Below are 18,012 nucleotides of genomic sequence, written 5' to 3' on the forward strand. Positions count from 1 at the left end.
ATTCGGTTTGCAGCAATCTCTACTATGGTGACCTCTGAAGCGGGGATCACGGGTTGTATTTGTAGCTTTTCTTTAGATTGCAGGGGCTTGGCAGTTAAAGACTCTTAAAGTTTTGGCTTAAACGGCAGCGACACCCCCTGCCGCCCCCGCCGTCGGTGTAGGCAGGTTAGCGCGCCGCCAGCGATGGGCACCAGAGGCATCAGGGCAAGCCAAATGGCGGGGGGCGGCGGGTCAGGCTGAGCCACCACCAGGGGGGTAAAGGTAAACAGATTGGCGGTGAGGAGCGGCGGCGGCAGGGTAGCCGCTCGCCGTGCTGCCTTTAGGGCGAGCCAGGTTTGCGGGCCGGCGATGCCATCGACAACCAGGCCTTGCTGCGCTTGGAGCGATCGCACCGCCTCAGCGGTCTCGGTGTCGTAATAGCCATCCACTACTCCGGTAAACAGCCCTAAACTTGCCAGCTCTGTTTGAAGCTGATTGACCAGCGGGCCTCTGTCCTCGGTGCGCAGCAAGGGAGTAGCGTCGACATCCCGAATAGGCGACAGCGGCTGGGCCAAACCTGGAGTGAGGGGGGCGAGTCCTCCTAGGGCCAGCAGGCCAGCTAGCAGCAGCCGGCGGCCATGGTACATTGCGATCGCTCGGGTGATCATTGGTCGTCACTCCCCAGAAAATGCCCACAGCCAAAGGGGCAGAGTAAATAGCAAACTGGCGGAACTGAGCCCTACGCAGGTGACAGACAGGTCGCGATCGAGATCGTAGGCCTCGGCCAGCACCAGGTTAGAAAAAGCGCAGGGCATGCCCGCCTGCAAAATCATTACCAGTCGAGGTGGACCGTCTACACCCAGAATGGTGAGGCCCAGCCCCACCGCCAGAGGCAGCACCAGCATCTTAATTGCCACGGCTATGGTGGCCCGGTGCAGATGCTGCCACGAGCTGAGCTGCTGAATGCGCAGCCCCATTAGCATTAGCGACAGCACCACAATAGCCCAGGCAAACCGATAGAGGGCTAGGTCAAGCCAGGCGGGCAGGGCGATCGCCTTCAGCCCCAGGCCCAAACCAAAGGCTAGAATAATCGGATTCCGCACGACGGCCCGTAGCCTGGTTGACCATTGCCGCTGCCAGGACTGGGCTAGGTTGAGCCGCTGCCCCCCCATTTCTGAGGCCAAAATCGCTCCTAACCCGTAGGAACCCAGCAGCGTTCCCAGAGCATCGTAGAACAGCGCCCAGCCAAACACACTCACCCCCAGCTGGGGCAGTAGCAGCACCACGGGGTAGCCAATGTAGCCGGTGTTGCCCAACATGGCCGCCAGGGAAAAACTGCCCTGGGTAGGTCGCGCCCAGGGCTCCTGGTCGGCGCGAATCCACAGGCGGCTGCATAACAGCCCCAGCAAAATGGCGGACCAGGCTACCACCGGTGCCAGGTATAGATTGCCCGACAGGTCGGCGCGGCGCATAAACCCCACAATGCTGAGGGGAATGCCCAGCCAAAACAAAAAACGCCCTAGGCGTAGGGGCACCTGCTGATACAACCCCTGGGGCAAGTCTCGGTGGGGGGCAACGCGATAGAGCACAGCACCCAGGGCGATGCCAGCGCAGATTCCTGCCCCGATCGGCCCATACAGGTGCATCAATACCTCAAACGGTGGCAAAACAGCAGCCCTCACATACTCTGCACTGAGATTGTGACAGGCGAGGCCAGAGTTTGGGGTCGACCACGAGAAGTTGTGACCGCATCGCCGCCAAGGGCCATAATGGGTAGAGCTTTGCCGGAAGCGAATGCCTATGCCTCCTATCGACGATATTCCCCAAGCGGCCCGCGACGTTCCCCTTTACTCCACGGGCGAAGATCAGCCCGCCTGGCTGCGGCGCACCCGTAGCCTGCGACGCTTTCTAGGCCTGGCTGTGCTGGCCCTAGCAGCGGGCGGACTGGTGGCCTGGTATCAGACCAACGGGTTTTCTGCCGTCGAATTTGCTCAGCCCTTTGAAACCATGGTCAACCGCTCTGCGGTTGAGACAGATGCTGGAACAGGGGACGCAGCACCAGCCACCAGCGATCGCGACGTCGCCACCCAGCTAGCTCCCTCCAGCCGCACCCTGCTCAACCACCGCGCCTACAATGAGGCCCCGGCCGAAGAGCTAGTCACGCTAAATGCCAATGCCGCTATTCGCCTGCGCGCCGCCGCGGCCAGCCAGTACGAGGAAATGGCCCAGGCCGCCAGTCGCGCTGGGGTGAGGCTGGTGCCGCTCTCGGGCTTTCGCTCCCAGGAGGAGCAGGAAACGATTTTCTTTAGCCTTAAGGCCGATCGCGCCCAAGATGCCGAAACCCGCGCCGAGGTCAGCGCCCCGCCGGGCTATAGCGAGCACCACACCGGCTACGCCGTCGATATTGGCGATGGCAACCAGTCGGGGACTAATCTCAACACAGACTTTGTCGATACCCGGGCCTATCAGTGGATGGAAGCCAACGCCGTGCGCTACGGCTACGAGCTGTCCTTTCCCCCGGACAATTTTCAGGGAGTGGCCTTTGAGCCCTGGCACTGGCGGTTTGTGGGCGATCGCACCAGCTTGGAGACCTTCTACAGCAAATAGGTAAAGGGTTCTGCGCAGTTCTGCCTGGCGTTGGCTACATGGCTCTTGTCCGTCAAAAACTTTCTGACCCCAGGCTAACAGCGTGGTTCAAACTGGCGTCTAGATCATGGCTGCCCTGGACACTAGCTGGCGTCGTCCTAGGTGGCGGACTGCTGCTTAAAGCTCTGCACTCCCAAGTAGAGGAAACGATTTCAGACGCTCTGCATCAGCCCATTCAACTGGGGGGGGTACGGGGGATAGCGCAGTGGGGACTAGTGCTGGGCAAAACCGTGATTCCTAGAACTGAAGCCAACGGGCTAGCAGGCGAAATCGATGCCGTTGTCGTTTTGTTGAACTGGCCGGAGTTGCTGCACCGAGGCAATCTACAGGTGACGGTCACCCTAGTGCGGCCCGATCTATCGGTGGTGCTGCCCGAGCCAGGGGCCGAGCCGGATTTCCCTGGGGGAAACGGCTCGGGAACGGTGAGCGCTGCCGATATCTTAACGGGCCTTTGGGTTGAAGATGGCCGGTTTACCCTGTATGCCCCCAGCCCTGGGGCGGCTACCCCTAGCGCCGTCATGGTCCACGACGTACAGGCCGCAGTGCGCCTGCCTCAGGGGCAGCCCGCCCGCCAGGTGGCCTTTGCGCTGGAGGGTTTACTCGACCAGGGCCACTGGCAGACCAGCGGCACGGTCGATTTGGCGCGGCGATCGCTCCAGGTCGATCTTCAGGGCCAAGATCTGCCCCTGTCTAGCCTCAACCTGGCGCTGCCGCCAGCAGTAGATATTCATGCCGGATTGCTCAGCGGCGATCTGAAGCTAACCACGCCTCTGCCCAGTGCCGTTGTACCTCCCTTAGCCGCCCTCGACCTGCAAGGCACGATCGCCGTGCGGGATGGGCAGGGGAATGTGGGCCAGCAGTCGGCACCGATCCACAACCTGCAAAGCCGGCTGGAATTTCAGGGACAGCGGGTTACCCTGTCCGACACCAACCTCAACCTGGGCGCCATGGCGCTGACGGCAGCCGGCAGTCTCGACCTCAAAACGGGCTACGACCTGAGCGCCCAAGTGCCACCGGTAGCCGCTGGCGATCTACGGGCGGTGGTGGGCGATCGCCTGCCCCTCGACCCCCACCCCTGGCAGTGGCAGGCCAACCTCACCGGATCGTTTCAAGAGCCTGTTTTGAAGGTGCAGCCCGACCCCGCCCTGCTGCCGCCAGGCCACTTGGCGCTGGATATAGGCTTGGTGGCGGTGGCACTAGGAATGCAAGCCCAGGGGCTCCCTCCTCGCGACTGGATTGGGCCGATTGAGGGAGCGACCTACGGGTTTAGGAGCAATGGGGCCTGGTTTACCCTCAGCGATGGCACCGTTGTACCACCCCTATCAGAGGCCACCTACCAACGGGCCAGCGGAGGACTGGATAGCCGGCTGCTCCCGGCCCTCGATCGCAAGTTTTTTTGGTTTTTGCAGACCAATCCCTACGTCACTGCGATCGCCGCCGATCTGTCCAAGGGCAAGCTGTTGGACTACCGCCAAGGGGCGCGTTTCAACACCGATCGCTTCTTTTTAGAGTATTTTATGCCGGTCTATGTTGAGTCGAGCCGGGCGGCGGGGCTCGACCCCGGCGAATCGCTGTGGATGCTCGACCACTCCCTGCGCACCCTGCACGATCCGCTGCTGCGCCATCCCGATGCTCGACCGATTACCGCTGGGGCGGGCACCGTGGGCTCATTTTGGGCAGGCGAGCAGCTGCTATCGATGCAGCAGGTGCTCACCCGCCCGCTGCTGGCCAAACCAGGACGAACCGGGCAGCTGACCCGCCTGGCCTTGCTCAGGCAGCTCAATGCCTCCACCTCCTTAGAAAGTCGGCAGCTATCGAGCAGTCCAGAGCTGATGTCGAAAATTCCCAACGTCACCTTTGGAGCCGAGGAGGGGGCGATTGCCCTGGCCTTGGGCATAATGCGGTTTGAGGGCGAGGGGCTCTACCCCGATTCGCTGCGATCGCTGGCCGCCTCGATTGAGCAAAACGAGTTCGACAAGCACGCCCTAAGAACTACCATCACCGGCAGAATGCAGGGCCTAGCGACCGAGAACAGGGCGGCCCTGAGCTTCGCGCTGCTGCGGTTTAGCGATCGCGACTGGGCCCAGGTGGGCATGGGCAAGCACCTGTTCCCCGGCGGGGCGGCCCACCTCACTGGCGGCAACACGCTCTCGGTGATGGTCTCCCGCCAGGAGAAAGCGGGTTACAGCCTGGAAGCGGCCTACCAAAACAGCCGCCTGCTGCTGCTGGAGCTGCTCGCGGGGGCTGACCGGGGGTCTGGGGGCGATCGCATTGTATTTGCCCTGCTCAAAGACCACGCCTTTAGCCTCCGCTTTTGGCAAATTTTGGCCCAAAAAGAGCCGCTATTGGCAGCTCAGCTGGGGGCGATCGCCGCCGATATCAGCGCCTACCAACAGCTGGCTCAGCAGGGGGCTACCCTCCATGAGACCTTCTACGCGACCCTAGTCACCAGTGATCAGGATATTGGTGTCAGCGCTACGCTTAAGCAGGCGGTGGGGTTTCAGGCCCACTTGGCGCGCCTGCTCGACCAGGCCTTTGTTCCCGCCGACCCAGCTGATCCACGCTATCGCGCTTTTCGCCGTAGCTTGGCCATGTACCTCAGAGAAGCCCCCGACATTTCGGTCTATGGCGGTACTGAGGCAGCTCTGCGGGCCTACGGCCAAGAAACCCTCAACGTGCAGGAGCTGATCGCTGTCGATGTCGCCGATGCCCCGCGTATTCGAGCCATGGCCCGGCTCTATCACGAAGCCCTAGCTAGCGGCTTGATTACAGAGTGGGATGCAGCGGGGTTGCAGCGAATTTTGCTCACCGGAGCGCTGCTGGCCGCTGGGGTAGAGCGGCCTGACTTGCCTCCGGCGCTTCAGAATGTGGGCTTCCCCAGCGCCCAGTTTCGCCGCGACCTGTTATTTGTAGTAGGGGTCGAAGGTATCCAAGTGGAGGCGACCCGGCTGGGCATTCAGGCCCACGACCATCGGGTGGGCTTTCAGCCCGTAGCTCGACCCGGCTATCGCGCCCCGGCAATGAATGGAGCCGATGCGGCCAGCTGCCCAAATGAACCTTATGTGGCAGCGATTGCCTTGGGGGCCGCCACCGCCTTCGTTTGGGATGCCGAAGCTCAGCGCGTCGTCCTACGGCGAGGCCGCACCCGCTGCCCGCTGCAGGAGGACTGGACGGCACTATTTTTTCCGGCCCTGCTGGAGAGCGTGCCCATTGAGCACTCCGAGGCGGGGCGCGATCGCCTGCAAGACAGCCTGCAAACGGCCAAACGACTAGAGGCCGGCATTTTTTGAGCTATAGCCCCGGCTCCCCATCCTCGCTACCATAGAGCAGAGCGATCGCCGCTTAAGCTATCCAACCGCTGGGAGACCGCATGCGCGACACCACCCTCAACACCATTGCCGTCGTCATCTTTGGGGTAACGATGGCTAGTCTGCTGGGGCCGCTAATCCACCTGTCGCCTGCCGTAGTGGCGGTGTTTGCCGCCGTGGGGCTGGGGGTGTTTAGCGTCGATCAGCTCGGCTTGAGCGGCCGCATCGGCGACATTTTGATGGATACGGTAGCCTGGGCTTCGCCTGAGCACCGCCAGCGAGTGCTGCACCACGAGGCCGGGCACTTTTTGGCGGCGGTGTTGCTCGATATTCCGGTTGAAGCTTATACCCTCAACACTTGGGAAGCCTGGAAGCAAGGGATTCCTGGCCAGGGGGGCGTAGTGTTTGGCCCCAGCGACCCAGCGGCCCTGGCGCGGTTTACTCCCCAGGTCATCGACCGCTACTGCCAGGTGTGGATGGCGGGCATTGCCGCTGAGCAGATGGTTTACGGCGATGCTCAGGGTGGCGGCAATGACACTGCTGCTCTGGGTCAGTTTTGGACAGTGCTGGGTCGCTCGCCTGCCGAAGCTCCTCTCAAGCAGCGCTGGGCTACCCTCCAGGCCAAAACCCTACTCGAAAAGCACCGTGCCACCTTCGATGCCCTGGTGACGGCCATGGACGATCGCGCCCCGGTGGCCGACTGCTGCGCCATTGTCGAAGCGAGCCGTGCCTCGGTAGAAGCTGCGGCCTAGCGCCTGCCTACACTTTTTGCAGCACGAACAAGCTGCCCTGGTTGCCGCGTCCAATTCGCAGGTCATCGTCGAGGTAGGTGACTTCGAGCCAGCCCGCCTGGCGATCGCGGTTAATTCTAAAATCAATGCCCTGGAAGAGCGAAAACTTGGACGTAGTTTGCATCGCCCCAACGAACTGAGCCGGCGATTCGTACCCCAAGGCCTGGCGCAGACCAATCACGCCCCGCTCAAAGCCCACATTTACCCGCTGGGTAGACACAGCCTCTAGAGTCGCGGCCACCGCCACCAATCCCGATAACAGGGGTGGCCCGTTCACCTCAGCAATGTTATAAATTCGGTTTTCGCCCAGGCGAATGCACTGGTAAATCGGGCCGAGGGAGGCTAAGGGCAGGCGATCGATATTGAGCAGTTCACTGCTGGTGGTGTAGAGCAGTCGCCAGTCCCCATTCAAGCGATCGGTGGCCTGGAGCGGGTTGGGGGTGGGATTGCGACCCTCTAGGGTAGCGGCTGCCGCTTGAATCGCGGTGCGATCGCTGGGGCTGCTGCTAATGCCCCGGTTAACGGGGGCTACGGCCTCCAATAGCTCAGTTTTGCCCAACATGGCCCAGTCTCCACAGCAGTACCGGCATAATACGGCAAAACTTCGGGCACCGCAGAATAGTGTCTCTGCTACGATGGAATGTCTGTATATTGCCTCGTTACTGGTACAAGACCACCGCTATGTCTAACAAGTATTACAACCCGTCTTTGCGCCAGGTGCCCCGCAACGCCAAGGCTCCAATTTTGCCCTCCAACGGCGACTCGTCCATCCTGCACTGGCTGGAGAGCATCGGTCGCCTGCGCAGCCGCGATGTCATTGAGACCATCCCTGATGAAGCCGAAAACGAGGAAATCTCGGATCTGATGGGCAACGACGATGCCTTTGAGGACGATGACGACACCGATCTCGCCCTCGACGATGACGACGACTAAGCGTAGCCCGTCTAAAAAACGTTGTAGCTAAGCGAACTCGGCCCGCTGGGCGTGGCGAAACTCGAAGGGTTTTAGCCTGAGGCGCTATTGGCTGATGCCAACGGTTTAGGTTGCCGTAAATACGCCGTTAAGTGTTGTTAAACTTCGCTCCGAAGTGAGACGATTCATTTAAGCTTCCTGACTATTTCCGGGCACTAAATGTAGTCAATTGGAAGATCATCCAGTAGACTCCTGATGGTGTGCGGTGTGAAGCAAGTGAGGAATTGTTTGTGGATGCGAAGTTTTTAGCCTCGGGGCGGCTATCCCTGAATGGCCAAACGCTGTTCTGGCTGCTGGGTCTAGGCCTCAGCGCCGCTGCCGTCGGGCTAGATGGAACCCTAGGCAATGCCGTCAGCCTGGGTGCCTCAATTACGGTTCCCTTTATTGTGGCCGCTCTGGGCAGCAGCCTGCTCGGTTTTTCGGCGGTTCCCCTGTTGCGGGCGCTTAAAACCGGTCAATTCATTCGTGAAGAAGGTCCTCAGGGCCATCTTAAGAAAGCGGGCACTCCAACCATGGGTGGCGCTTTTTTTGTGCCGGTAGCGGTCGTTGTTGCCCTAGTCTCGACAGGCTTTGCCCGCGATTCGGTAGCCGTATCGCTCCTGACCCTGGCCTACGGGGCCATCGGCTGGGTTGACGACTGGCAGGTAATTCAGCGGCGCTCTAACAAAGGCATCTCACCCCGAGCCAAGCTTGCTCTACAGATTGCCGTTGCAGTGCTGTTTTGCCTCTGGGTGCTCACCAGTCAGCCTGCTAGCATTACCACCGTGGCGCTGCCCTTGGGCCTGGGCCTACCCCTCAGCTTTTTGTTTTGGCCCCTAGCCGGGTTTGTGCTAGTGGCCGAAAGCAACGCCACCAACCTCACCGACGGCCTCGATGGGCTGATGGGCGGCACTGGGGCGATCGCCTTCATGGGCCTAGCTGCCATTGTTGCCCCTACTCACCCCGACCTGATGGTGTTTTGCGCCGCCATGGCCGGTGCTTGCTTAGGCTTCTTGCTCCACAACCACAACCCCGCCCGCGTGTTTATGGGCGATACGGGTTCCTTAGCTCTAGGAGCAGCCCTTGGAGCTGTGGGCATTCTCAGCGGCAACCTGTTTGCGCTGCTGGTGCTGACTTTACTGTTCTTTGCCGAAACCCTATCGGTGATCATTCAGGTGGGCTACTTCAAAGCCACCAAAGGTCCCGACGGCGTAGGCAAGCGTTTCTTTAAGATGGCACCGCTCCACCACCACTTTGAGCTGTCGGGCTGGTCTGAGATTCAAGTTGTAGCAGTGGCCTACGCGGTAACGGCTGGGCTAGCGGTGCTGGCCCTCCAGGTGAGATAGCCGAATCGCGCTCCTGGGAGGCTTGGTATGGATGGCTCAAACCTGCGCCCCTTAGGCCACCCACCCAACGCCTGGTGGGTTAACGAGCAGGTGGCTGACATTAGCCGTCAAGCGCTCCAGCCTCGACTGGCCACCCTCGTCACTCAGACCAAGCAGGTGCAGTTTGACCTAGGCAAAACCGCATGCCTGGTCATCGACATGCAAAACGACTTTTGCCACCCCGACGGCTGGCTGGCCAGCATTGGGGTAAATGTCGCTCCAACCCGTCAGGCGATTCAGCCACTGCAAACTCTGTTGCCTAAACTGCGATCGGCCCAGGTGCCGGTAGTATGGGTCAACTGGGGCAACCGCCGCGATCGCCTTAATCTGAGTGCCGGCCTGCACCATGTCTATAACCCCAGCGGCACTGGTGTGGGTCTCGGCGATCCTCTACCGGCCAATGGTGCCCCCGTACTTACTAAAGGCAGTTGGGCAGCAGCCGTGGTCGAGGAGCTAGAAGCTCAACCCCAAGACATTTGGGTTGATAAGTACCGCATGAGCGGCTTTTGGGACACGCCCTTGGACAGCATTTTGCGCAACCTGGGCAAAACCACCCTACTCTTCGCCGGGGTGAATATGGATCAGTGCGTTATAGCCACCCTGCAAGACGCCAACTTTCTCGGCTACGACTGCATTTTGCTGAGCGACTGTAGCGCCACCACCTCCCCCGACTACTGCGCCCAGGCCACCGTCTATAACGTCAACCAGTGCTTTGGCTTTGTTGCCGATAGCGCTGCTCTAGCAGCAGCCCTAGAGCCTTCCGTAGCGCTCTAGCTGAGAACGGTAGATATAGATATCGGTTTCGAATTGGTCTTTTAAGTTGAAGTCCAGCATCAGACTCTAAACCCCGCACCCTTTGACAGTGGAATCTACTTCTAGGGTGAGACAGTTGCCAAATTCCATTGTGGACAATGGAATTTGGGGATTGTTAGATACAGATACGAACCAAAAACTTCACGTTTTACTTAGGGGCAAACGGCCGTTTGCCCCTAAGTAGATTCATGCCACCCTTCAGCAATGCTGAATCTGTAAGCACCAAAACTTTTCTTGACTAAAACTGGTGCAGTTGCTCTAATGTGAACTACCCTTGGGCAGACCAATTTACAGGCTTCTTTTTCGTTCTTAAACGCCCCTTCTACCGTCATCATGAACGTACCCTATTCTCCCGAATCTGCTTACCCTGGAGCCGTGGCCCCAGAAGTACCCCAGGGCAGCCGTCAGGCTCCTTCGGTGCCGATCTCGGTATACCGCGAGCTAGCCACAGAACTACGCGCTACCCAGGGCATGGTCGATTCACTGACCCAGCAAAATCAGCAGCTCAACCAGCAGAACCAGGTGCTGCGCCAGGAAATGATTCGCTTTGCGGACTCAGCAGCTCGCCTCAAGCAGGCGATCGAGGTTAGTCAACCTCAGGCGATCGAGCCAGAGAGCATTATCCGCCCTGTCACGACCTCCTTGGGCGTTGAGACCCCAGCGATGGCTGCGACCTACCCCATGGCTGAAGAGCCTTCGGCTTCTCTACCAGAACGGCTATCAGAGTCTATGGGAGAAGGAGTATCGACCCTAGCCAACCAGCTAACTCAAATGGTGAAGCCCAAGGCGAAGAAAGGGGCCAAAATGCCGCCCAAACGGCCCCAGGCAGCGCCCCAGCGGCTTTACACCGAAGAGCGGATCGATGCTAGCCGTCCTAGTCAGATGAACCAGAAGTCGTCCGACTTGAGCGGGCTGTGGCTGGGTGCAACTATTCTGCTAATCGTGATCAGTGCTTTTGGGGCCGGTTTCTTGATTATGAAGCCGTTGCTGAGCAATTCTCGTTGAAGCGCTGGATTGCCGGCTATAGCTTGCTTTTCTAGCCGCTTTGATTCTGCTTGCCTAATTTTTTGTAGCTGACAATACAGTATTGTAGGGGTCAGTCCCGATACACATAGACCGAAGCTAAGAGATATCCGCTGAAGCACCCTGGTTTGATCTATGAAAAAAATAGAAGCTATTATCCGCCCCTTTAAGCTTGACGAGGTCAAGATTGCCCTGGTCAACGCCGGCATTGTGGGTATGACCGTTTCGGAGGTGCGCGGCTTTGGTCGCCAAAAAGGACAGACCGAGCGCTACCGAGGCTCTGAATACACCGTTGAATTCCTCCAAAAGCTCAAGATTGAGATTGTGGTTGAAGAGGCCCAGGTCGACACCGTAGTCGACAAAATTATTTCCGCCGCCCGCACTGGCGAGATTGGCGACGGCAAAATTTTCGTCACCCCCGTTGATGAAATCATCCGCATTCGCACCGGGGAGAAAAATACCGAGGCCGTGTAGCTCTGGCCCGAACGCTAATGCTCGACTCAGGCGCAGCCTAGGCTGCGCCTTTTTCATGCCGTTCACAGCTTATTGACCTACTTCAAGTCCGCTTCCCCTAATGGATGTTTAATCACGCTAGGTAGATAAATCGTTGTGTATCTTGTCTTTAAGTTAGGCATCGGTTGGAGTTGGCTCCTGACTATCAATAGAGAGAATGGTTTAAGACAAGGGCGATCGCCCTCAGATAAGATGCTTAGTGGCCCAGCTACCCCATCTCTCGCTAGCGAAGAGAATTGCCTGTGTATCAGCCTCAAATAGAGCAAGAACAACAGATTGAGAGCCTTCTGGCCCCCTTTGGACGGTTTGGAGTAGAGCTAGGGCTAGAGCGCATTCAGCGATTGCTAGAGGCGTTGGAAAATCCCCAGCACCGGGTGCCGCTGGTGCACGTGGCAGGCACCAACGGCAAGGGGTCGGTGTGTGCCTACCTGGCGGAAGTGTTAGGGGCAGCAGGGTATCGGGTAGGGCGCTATACTTCGCCGCACTTGGTGAGCTGGCGAGAGCGAATTGTGGTCAATGGGGAACCCATTGCGGCTGAGAATTTGGTTGCTCGACTGAAGCAGGTGGTGGCAGCTATTGACCCGTCCCAACCCTCACCGACTCAGTTTGAGGTGTTTACGGCGGCGGCTTGGCTGCACTTCGCCGAGGCTGAGGTAGATCTGGCGGTGATGGAGGTGGGCTTGGGAGGCCGACTCGACGCTACCAACGTGGTGGATGTGCCCCTGGTGAGCGTGATTACCTCCCTCAGCCGCGAGCACTGGCAGCGCTTGGGCCCTACCCTAGCCGATATCGCCCGCGAAAAGGCGGGGGTGCTGAAGGCAGAGCGTCGAGCCGTGATTGGTCCGCTGCCTGCTGAAGCGGCGGTAGTGGTGCAAGCTCGCTTGGCTGAGTTGGGCTGTCCGGCGGTGTGGCCTGCGCCCGCTGTTTCCGTGGGAGAGGGGCAGGCCAGCTATAGCGACGGTAACGAAGCGATTACCTATCCCTTAGCGCTTTTGGGCGAGCACCAGCTCACCAATTCGGCGATCGCGATCGCCACCCTGCTCAACCTGCGCTCCCAAGGCTGGAACATTTCTGACGATGCGATCGCCCAGGGCATGGGCCAAGCTCACTGGCCCGGTCGCTTGCAGTGGGTGACATGGGGCCAAGAACCGCAGAGATATCCGTTGCTGATCGATGGGGCCCACAACCCAGCAGCGGCCGAGGTACTGCGTCAATACGTTGATCGCTGGTGGGCCAGTCAACCTGGGAGCCCAGCCGGGACAGCGTGGCTGATGGGGATGCTGGCGACCAAGGACCACGGCGATATTTTTGCGGCTCTGCTGCGGCCAGGGGATGCCCTGCATTTGGTACCGGTGCCAGGGCATGAGACGGCAGCGCCGGAGGATCTGAGGGCGATCGCGCGATCGGTCTGCCCCAACCTCGCCCAGTGCGAAGTCCACCCGTCTCTCAGGGATGGCCTGATTGCGATCGCTCAGTCCCCAGCTCAGCTCAAGGTGCTGTGCGGCTCGCTGTACCTAATCGGTCACTTTCTCGCCACCGAGCATTATGAAGATGGCGAAGGGTAGAGGAAGTAAGGCAGTGCGGCAGAAACGTCAAACAACCCGACAGCCATACTCAAGGTTGCTCCCCTCATCCGCTCATCGGCCCACGACAAACTCATCAAACTTCACCACTGCTGAGTCTGGCTCCCGCGTATCAAAGTAGTAGCTGCTAATGGTGCCGGTACCCGTGTCAAACACGCTGAAAGCGGTGATATCGTTGCTAGCCAGGTAGGGCAGCGGATTGCCGCTTTCGTCCCGCAGGGGGGCGATCGTAGGCACTACAGGCTCTAGACCATTGGGGTCGCCTTGGGCCACGTAATCGGTGGGAGAGTAGGTCACCCCTGAGCCCTCTATGGTCTCAGGGGGTACCGGACGAGACTTATCTTTCCAAAACGCACCATAGGAATTGCCCACGTTAGAAGTTTCGAGATAGTGGGTGCCCTGGGACGACACGAAGCGGTTCCACAGATGCGAGTGGCCGTAGAAGACCAGATCTACCCCGGCCTGTTCGAGCAGGGGCACCAGGTCGCGGGCAATGTAGTCGTCGGTGCGAGGGTACTCATAGCGAACAGCGGTGAGGCGGCCAGAACTGTCGCGATCGTAGCGGCGTACAGGATTAGTGAAGGCGGGCACAATGTTGTCGCCCAGGGTGTGGGGTGGATGGTGCAGCATCACCACCTTATACTTGGCCTGGCGAAAGGCCTCACTGGCTAATTCCTGCTCCAGCCACTGATACTGCAAGCTGCCTCGCTCAATGGGTTCGAAAATATGCTGGCCGTGGCCCCAGTTCTGCGGCGTGCCCAGGTCGGCCTCGCGCTCTTGGTAACGGCCTCGTGCAGTGGCATCGAGGTTGTAAGGTCGCCAGATTTGCGTGACATAGAGCGACACCAGGCGAATATCGCCAAAGGTGACGGCATAGTAGCGGCTGGTGGTTTCAGGGCGATCGCGGTTCGGCACCTCGGTGACCGGCAGGCTAAACAAAGCTTCGTAGGTGTCGCTATTAAAGGAATTATCAACAATCCACTGGTGGCGTAGGTCAGGGTCGCCAGCGGGGTTAAACAGCTCGGTATTGGCCTCGTATAGTTCCACTGCGGCCGATCGCGGTACAGCCTGGTTGAACTGCTCTCCTAGGGGAGCGGCTGCGGCGAAGCGCCCCATCACCTCGTGGTTGCCCAAAATGGGAAACAGCGGCGCGTGTTGAATAATTTCGCCGCCCTGGTAGGTCACGGCACGGCCGTTGCGCTCTAGGTCATAGTGAGTGTTGCCCTGCAAACAGGGAAAAAACCCAACGCCCCGGCTGTCGTCAAACCACTCTGAGGCGCGATCGGGATTGTTAACCAGATCGCCCGCAAAAAATACCGCATCTACTTGACCCAAGGTCTCTGCCACCTTTTGTAGGTTGGCGGCAACCATAGGCATGTTTTGGTGATCGGAGGTGAGCAAAATCTTAGTGGGCTGACCGGCTGCGGGGGCTCCAGCCAGGGTAAACGTGCGGCTTTCGGCCACAGTGCCATTGGGTCCAGTGCTGGCTACCCGGTAGGGCACCCGCTGCCCCGGAAGCAACCCGGTCACTTCGGCCTCATGTCGCCAAATCGGTCGCGCTACGGTCTGTTGTAAATCCAAAAAATCGGGGTGCTCAAGCCGCGACTGACCATCTTCTCGGGTTCGGGCCAGCCGCGTGGTAGTAGCTGGGGCTCGATTGGGTAAATTAACGTCGGATGGTTGACCGGGGGAACCCCACCGCACCTGGTGGTCTTGGCCCTCAAACTCCGTGAACCACATCACTCGCACCGCACCAGGGGTAGGATTCTGCAGAAATGGATCGGTTAAAAGTTGAGTGGTCACAGCACTGGCCTCAGGGGATGGAGCAGCGGACAACTGACGAGACTCCAGGGCGATTAAAAGAATAGTTGTTATCACCAGCAGCAGGCCCGCCGTGGGTAGGGTCAAGCTTTTTCGCCGCATTGTTGTGAGCCTTTGTGGGTAGAGCCTTGACAGCCCTAGCGTAGCGGCAATAACGACAATATGAAAACTGTCTGCCCACTGTTAACAGCATCTAAAAGATGTGCCACCTTGAGAACGTCAAACGCTAATATTTACCAGCGCAAAACAACAGGCATGGGCATAACATTTCCTTTCAAACTCAGGGTGGGTAAGCGCTCTCTCCGATGGTCGGGGGGTGGATTGCTGGCGCTGATCTCCATCGGGCTGCATGGCGTGCTGCTAGCTTGGCCTATGCCCGAGTCTAGCTCAGAGGCCCCAGAGAGTTTGCCGGAGAGTTTGACCGAAATTACCGCTCCAGCCGCGACCGTGGGTGTGTTGCGGCTACCGGCAGCCGTTAAGCCCGTCGAGACCATTGCGGTTGCCCCAGCTTCTCAGTCGCCCCAAGCACCAGCTCCCAAAGCACCGCCTGTCGTTCGCTCCGCTCCGCCTGTTGTTCGCTCCGCGCCGCCCGCTTCTCCACCTCCCGCCCCCTCGCCAAGTCGAGTCGAGCCGGTAGAGGCCAAGCCCCCTGCACCACCTACGGATGTTGTTGACTTAGAGCCGGTGCCCCCCGAGCCACTACCCGCAACCCTTGACGAACGCCTGCGTGATCTAGGGCAATACCAGTTTAATCAGCAGGCCAAGTCGCTAGTTGCTGATGAGGTGGCGTTTCACACGGCTGTGGTGCCGGGATGGCTAGAGACAGAGGGCGAAGGTTTAGGCGATAGCGAGGTACCCGTTTTAGGAGCCAAACTTGCCCCTTTACAGGTCACCTATCCTCTGGCTAGCTGCCTGACGCCAGCCCCTGCTGAAGGGCTAGTTGGAGTGATTGTGAATGCGGCGGGTCAACTGGTAAAGGAGCCAGTCTTGCTCGACAGCACGGGCTATACAGTGCTGGATGAGAAAGCACTAGAACTGGCTCTGCAGCGTAGCTTTGGGCCTCAAGCTAGCAGCCCTCTCCCCAACCCTCGGGCCCATTGGCTGCCGATACAGGTGCAGTACGACGGCGCTAACTGTAGCTCTTAAGGTATTCTTAGCCTTCCTCCCCTTGGGTAGAGGCATGGAAGAGCAACCCTTGTCATAGTGGCAGGTAAGTCGATTGCCACTACTGATTTCCCCATGGCTCAAGCTATCTCCACCTCTAGCAATTCTGTTCAGGCATACCTGAAAGAAATTGGCCGCATCCCCCGCCTGACCCGCGACGAAGAGATTTCGCTGGGTAAGCATGTGCAGCAGCTGAATCATCTAACTGATATATCGACCCAGCTAACGAACACTTTGGGCCGCGAGCCTTCAGAAGACGAGTGGGCTGCGGCTGCTCAGGTCTCGCTCAACGACTTGCACCAGCAGATCGCTGCGGGAGAGGCGGCTCGTCGCCGCATGGTGGAAGCTAACCTGCGCCTAGTGGTTTCTATTGCCAAGAAATACACCAAACGCAACCTGGATTTGATGGATTTGGTACAGGAAGGCACTATGGGCCTTCAGCGTGGGGTCGAAAAGTTCGACCCCACTAAGGGTTTTCGGTTTTCAACCTATGCTTATTGGTGGATTCGTCAGGCGGTAACTCGGGCGATCGCAGAGAAAAGCCGCGCCATTCGCCTGCCCATTCACATCTTTGAAAAGCTGACCAAGATTAAGCGCGCCCAGCGCCATCTGGCCCAAGAGCTGGGGCGCACCGCTAACCTTGAAGAAGTAGCTAACTATCTCGATATGCCCTTGGTGCAGGTGCGCCAGTTCCTATCGCAGTCGCAGCAGCCCATGTCGTTAAACGCTCTAGTGGGCGACAAAGGCGACACTGAGCTGGCCGACATGCTGGAGGATGAGCAGGGACGATCGCCCGAAGAATATGCAGCTCAAAATAGCCTCAAGCAAGACATATTTCGCATTCTCGATCGCCTGACGCCGCAGCAGCGAGAGGTACTAGTGCTGCGCTTTGGCCTCGGCACTGGGGAAGGGCTGTCGCTCTCGAAGGTGGGCCAGCAGCTCAACGTTAGCCGCGAACGAGTGCGCCAGATCGAGCGCGACGCAATTAAGAAACTGCGCTACGCCCGCCATGATTTGAAGGCGTATCTAGCTGGTTGAAAGCAGGGTAGGCAATTGGCTGATGGATGGGCAAGGGGAGAGACCTCTTGCCCATTTTTGCGATCGTGCAGTCTCACTTATCTCAGGCGATCGCTAATTTACTCAAGCTAAATATTTAAGAAATACTAACTTTATGCCAATGCTCTTTTGTAGCTGATATTTGCATTCTATATAGGGGATTACTAGAGAGCAGCATTTTCTAGAAGCCGGAGCTGTTATATAAGTATGCAATATCCCTTAGAGATTACTTTTAAGGTTTGGACGCTTGCGCCCAAGATCACTGTTACAGATGCTAATGGCAAAGTTTTGTTCTTTGTTAAGCAAAAGTTATTCAAATTAAAAGAAGCGATTGGTGTTTTTGCGGACGAAGCCCAAACTCAGAGGCTTTACGACATAAAAGCCGATCGCATTATTGATTTTTCGGCTCGTTACAACTTTACAGATAGTAACGGCGCAGTAATAGGGGGCGTTAAGAAGAAGGGTATGAAATCGTTATGGAAAGCCCACTACGATATTTTTGACAACGCAAATAGCGATCTGCATATCCAGGAGGAGAACCCCTGGGTTAAAGTGCTCGACTCGCTGTTTCAAGAAGTGCCAATTCTAGGAGCCTTAAGTGGCTATGTACTCAACCCTAAGTATTTGGTAAAACGCACCAATGGCACTGTAGTCATGCGTTTAGAAAAGCAGCCGTCGTTTTTGTCTCGAAAGTTTCTTGTTAAGCCAATCGATCAACTGTCGCCCCAAGAAGAAACCCAGGTACTGCTCAGCTTAATCATGATGATTCTGCTAGAGCGGGCTCGCGGTTAAGGCTGTAGCTTTCAATGAGTAGGATGACAGCTTCCAAACCAGACTAGGCTAACTCGGATTAGAGGACGTTTGGAAAGCGTTTTGCTGAAACCTCAGTCCCATGCTGCTCCCCTCGTTTTCCTTTTACAAAAGACACCGGGGGAGCTTCACTTTTGCTATAAAAACAGAACTTTTCAAATTCTCAGAA

16 protein-coding genes are annotated in these 18,012 nt (G+C 58.2%); 12 read left to right on the forward strand and 4 right to left on the reverse strand.

Features of this window, described 5'->3' with window-relative positions:
- Positions 1 to 104: 104 nt before the first annotated feature.
- Entirely contained in the window at positions 105 to 647 is a 543-nt protein-coding gene (locus H6F59_RS02755) for a peptidoglycan-binding protein (protein WP_190515906.1), read from the reverse strand.
- Between the two features lie 6 nt (positions 648 to 653).
- Positions 654 to 1,646, reverse strand: a complete 993-nt coding sequence (locus H6F59_RS02760; RefSeq protein ID WP_242021232.1) for an AEC family transporter — start codon at positions 1,644 to 1,646, stop codon at positions 654 to 656.
- 127 nt (positions 1,647 to 1,773) lie between these two features.
- Here H6F59_RS02760 and H6F59_RS02765 point away from each other — a divergent pair, with 127 nt between their 5' ends.
- From H6F59_RS02765 to H6F59_RS02775, 3 genes are all read left to right on the forward strand, one after another.
- A complete protein-coding gene (locus H6F59_RS02765) occupies positions 1,774 to 2,586 on the forward strand; it encodes a D-alanyl-D-alanine carboxypeptidase family protein (protein WP_190694959.1) in 813 nt (270 codons plus the stop codon).
- 38 nt (positions 2,587 to 2,624) lie between these two features.
- Positions 2,625 to 5,915 carry a DUF748 domain-containing protein gene (locus H6F59_RS02770; RefSeq protein ID WP_190694961.1) on the forward strand — a complete coding sequence of 1,097 codons (3,291 nt, stop codon included), beginning with the start codon at positions 2,625 to 2,627 and terminating at the stop codon, positions 5,913 to 5,915.
- An 80-nt stretch (positions 5,916 to 5,995) separates the two neighbouring features.
- Entirely contained in the window at positions 5,996 to 6,685 is a 690-nt protein-coding gene (locus H6F59_RS02775; protein ID WP_190694963.1) for an ATP-dependent Zn protease, read from the forward strand.
- Between the two features lie 7 nt (positions 6,686 to 6,692).
- Here H6F59_RS02775 and H6F59_RS02780 read toward each other — a convergent pair whose 3' ends face one another.
- Positions 6,693 to 7,286 carry a PAP/fibrillin family protein gene (locus H6F59_RS02780; RefSeq protein ID WP_190694965.1) on the reverse strand — a complete coding sequence of 198 codons (594 nt, stop codon included), beginning with the start codon at positions 7,284 to 7,286 and terminating at the stop codon, positions 6,693 to 6,695.
- Positions 7,287 to 7,405: 119 nt separating this feature from the next.
- Here H6F59_RS02780 and H6F59_RS02785 point away from each other — a divergent pair, with 119 nt between their 5' ends.
- From H6F59_RS02785 to H6F59_RS02810, 6 genes are all read left to right on the forward strand, one after another.
- Positions 7,406 to 7,657, forward strand: coding sequence for a DUF3134 domain-containing protein (locus H6F59_RS02785; RefSeq protein WP_190515893.1), 252 nt, complete (start codon positions 7,406 to 7,408; stop codon positions 7,655 to 7,657).
- Positions 7,658 to 7,926: 269 nt separating this feature from the next.
- Complete coding sequence (gene mraY / locus H6F59_RS02790; protein ID WP_190694967.1) at positions 7,927 to 9,021, forward strand: phospho-N-acetylmuramoyl-pentapeptide-transferase; 1,095 nt, start codon at positions 7,927 to 7,929, stop codon at positions 9,019 to 9,021.
- Between the two features lie 27 nt (positions 9,022 to 9,048).
- Positions 9,049 to 9,834, forward strand: a complete 786-nt coding sequence (locus H6F59_RS02795; protein ID WP_190694969.1) for a cysteine hydrolase family protein — start codon at positions 9,049 to 9,051, stop codon at positions 9,832 to 9,834.
- Positions 9,835 to 10,206: 372 nt separating this feature from the next.
- Positions 10,207 to 10,878: a hypothetical protein gene (locus H6F59_RS02800; protein WP_190694971.1), complete on the forward strand. Its 672-nt coding sequence runs from the start codon at positions 10,207 to 10,209 to the stop codon at positions 10,876 to 10,878.
- 153 nt (positions 10,879 to 11,031) lie between these two features.
- Entirely contained in the window at positions 11,032 to 11,370 is a 339-nt protein-coding gene (locus H6F59_RS02805; RefSeq protein ID WP_190515880.1) for a P-II family nitrogen regulator, read from the forward strand.
- A gap of 275 nt (positions 11,371 to 11,645) precedes the next feature.
- Positions 11,646 to 12,974: a folylpolyglutamate synthase/dihydrofolate synthase family protein gene (locus H6F59_RS02810; protein WP_190694972.1), complete on the forward strand. Its 1,329-nt coding sequence runs from the start codon at positions 11,646 to 11,648 to the stop codon at positions 12,972 to 12,974.
- A 72-nt stretch (positions 12,975 to 13,046) separates the two neighbouring features.
- Here H6F59_RS02810 and H6F59_RS02815 read toward each other — a convergent pair whose 3' ends face one another.
- Positions 13,047 to 14,915: a metallophosphoesterase family protein gene (locus H6F59_RS02815; protein WP_190694975.1), complete on the reverse strand. Its 1,869-nt coding sequence runs from the start codon at positions 14,913 to 14,915 to the stop codon at positions 13,047 to 13,049.
- Positions 14,916 to 15,098: 183 nt separating this feature from the next.
- On the opposite strand from H6F59_RS02815, the gene H6F59_RS02820 reads away from it, so the two are divergent.
- The 3 genes from H6F59_RS02820 (at position 15,099) to H6F59_RS02830 (ending at position 17,825) form a co-directional block, all read left to right on the forward strand.
- Entirely contained in the window at positions 15,099 to 15,959 is an 861-nt protein-coding gene (locus H6F59_RS02820) for a hypothetical protein (protein WP_190694976.1), read from the forward strand.
- A gap of 93 nt (positions 15,960 to 16,052) precedes the next feature.
- Complete coding sequence (locus H6F59_RS02825; protein ID WP_199308687.1) at positions 16,053 to 17,015, forward strand: RpoD/SigA family RNA polymerase sigma factor; 963 nt, start codon at positions 16,053 to 16,055, stop codon at positions 17,013 to 17,015.
- A 225-nt stretch (positions 17,016 to 17,240) separates the two neighbouring features.
- Complete coding sequence (locus H6F59_RS02830; protein WP_190694979.1) at positions 17,241 to 17,825, forward strand: hypothetical protein; 585 nt, start codon at positions 17,241 to 17,243, stop codon at positions 17,823 to 17,825.
- Positions 17,826 to 18,012 lie beyond the last annotated feature (187 nt).

The organism is Nodosilinea sp. FACHB-141 (assembly GCF_014696135.1).
GTDB lineage: Bacteria > Cyanobacteriota > Cyanobacteriia > Phormidesmidales > Phormidesmidaceae > Nodosilinea.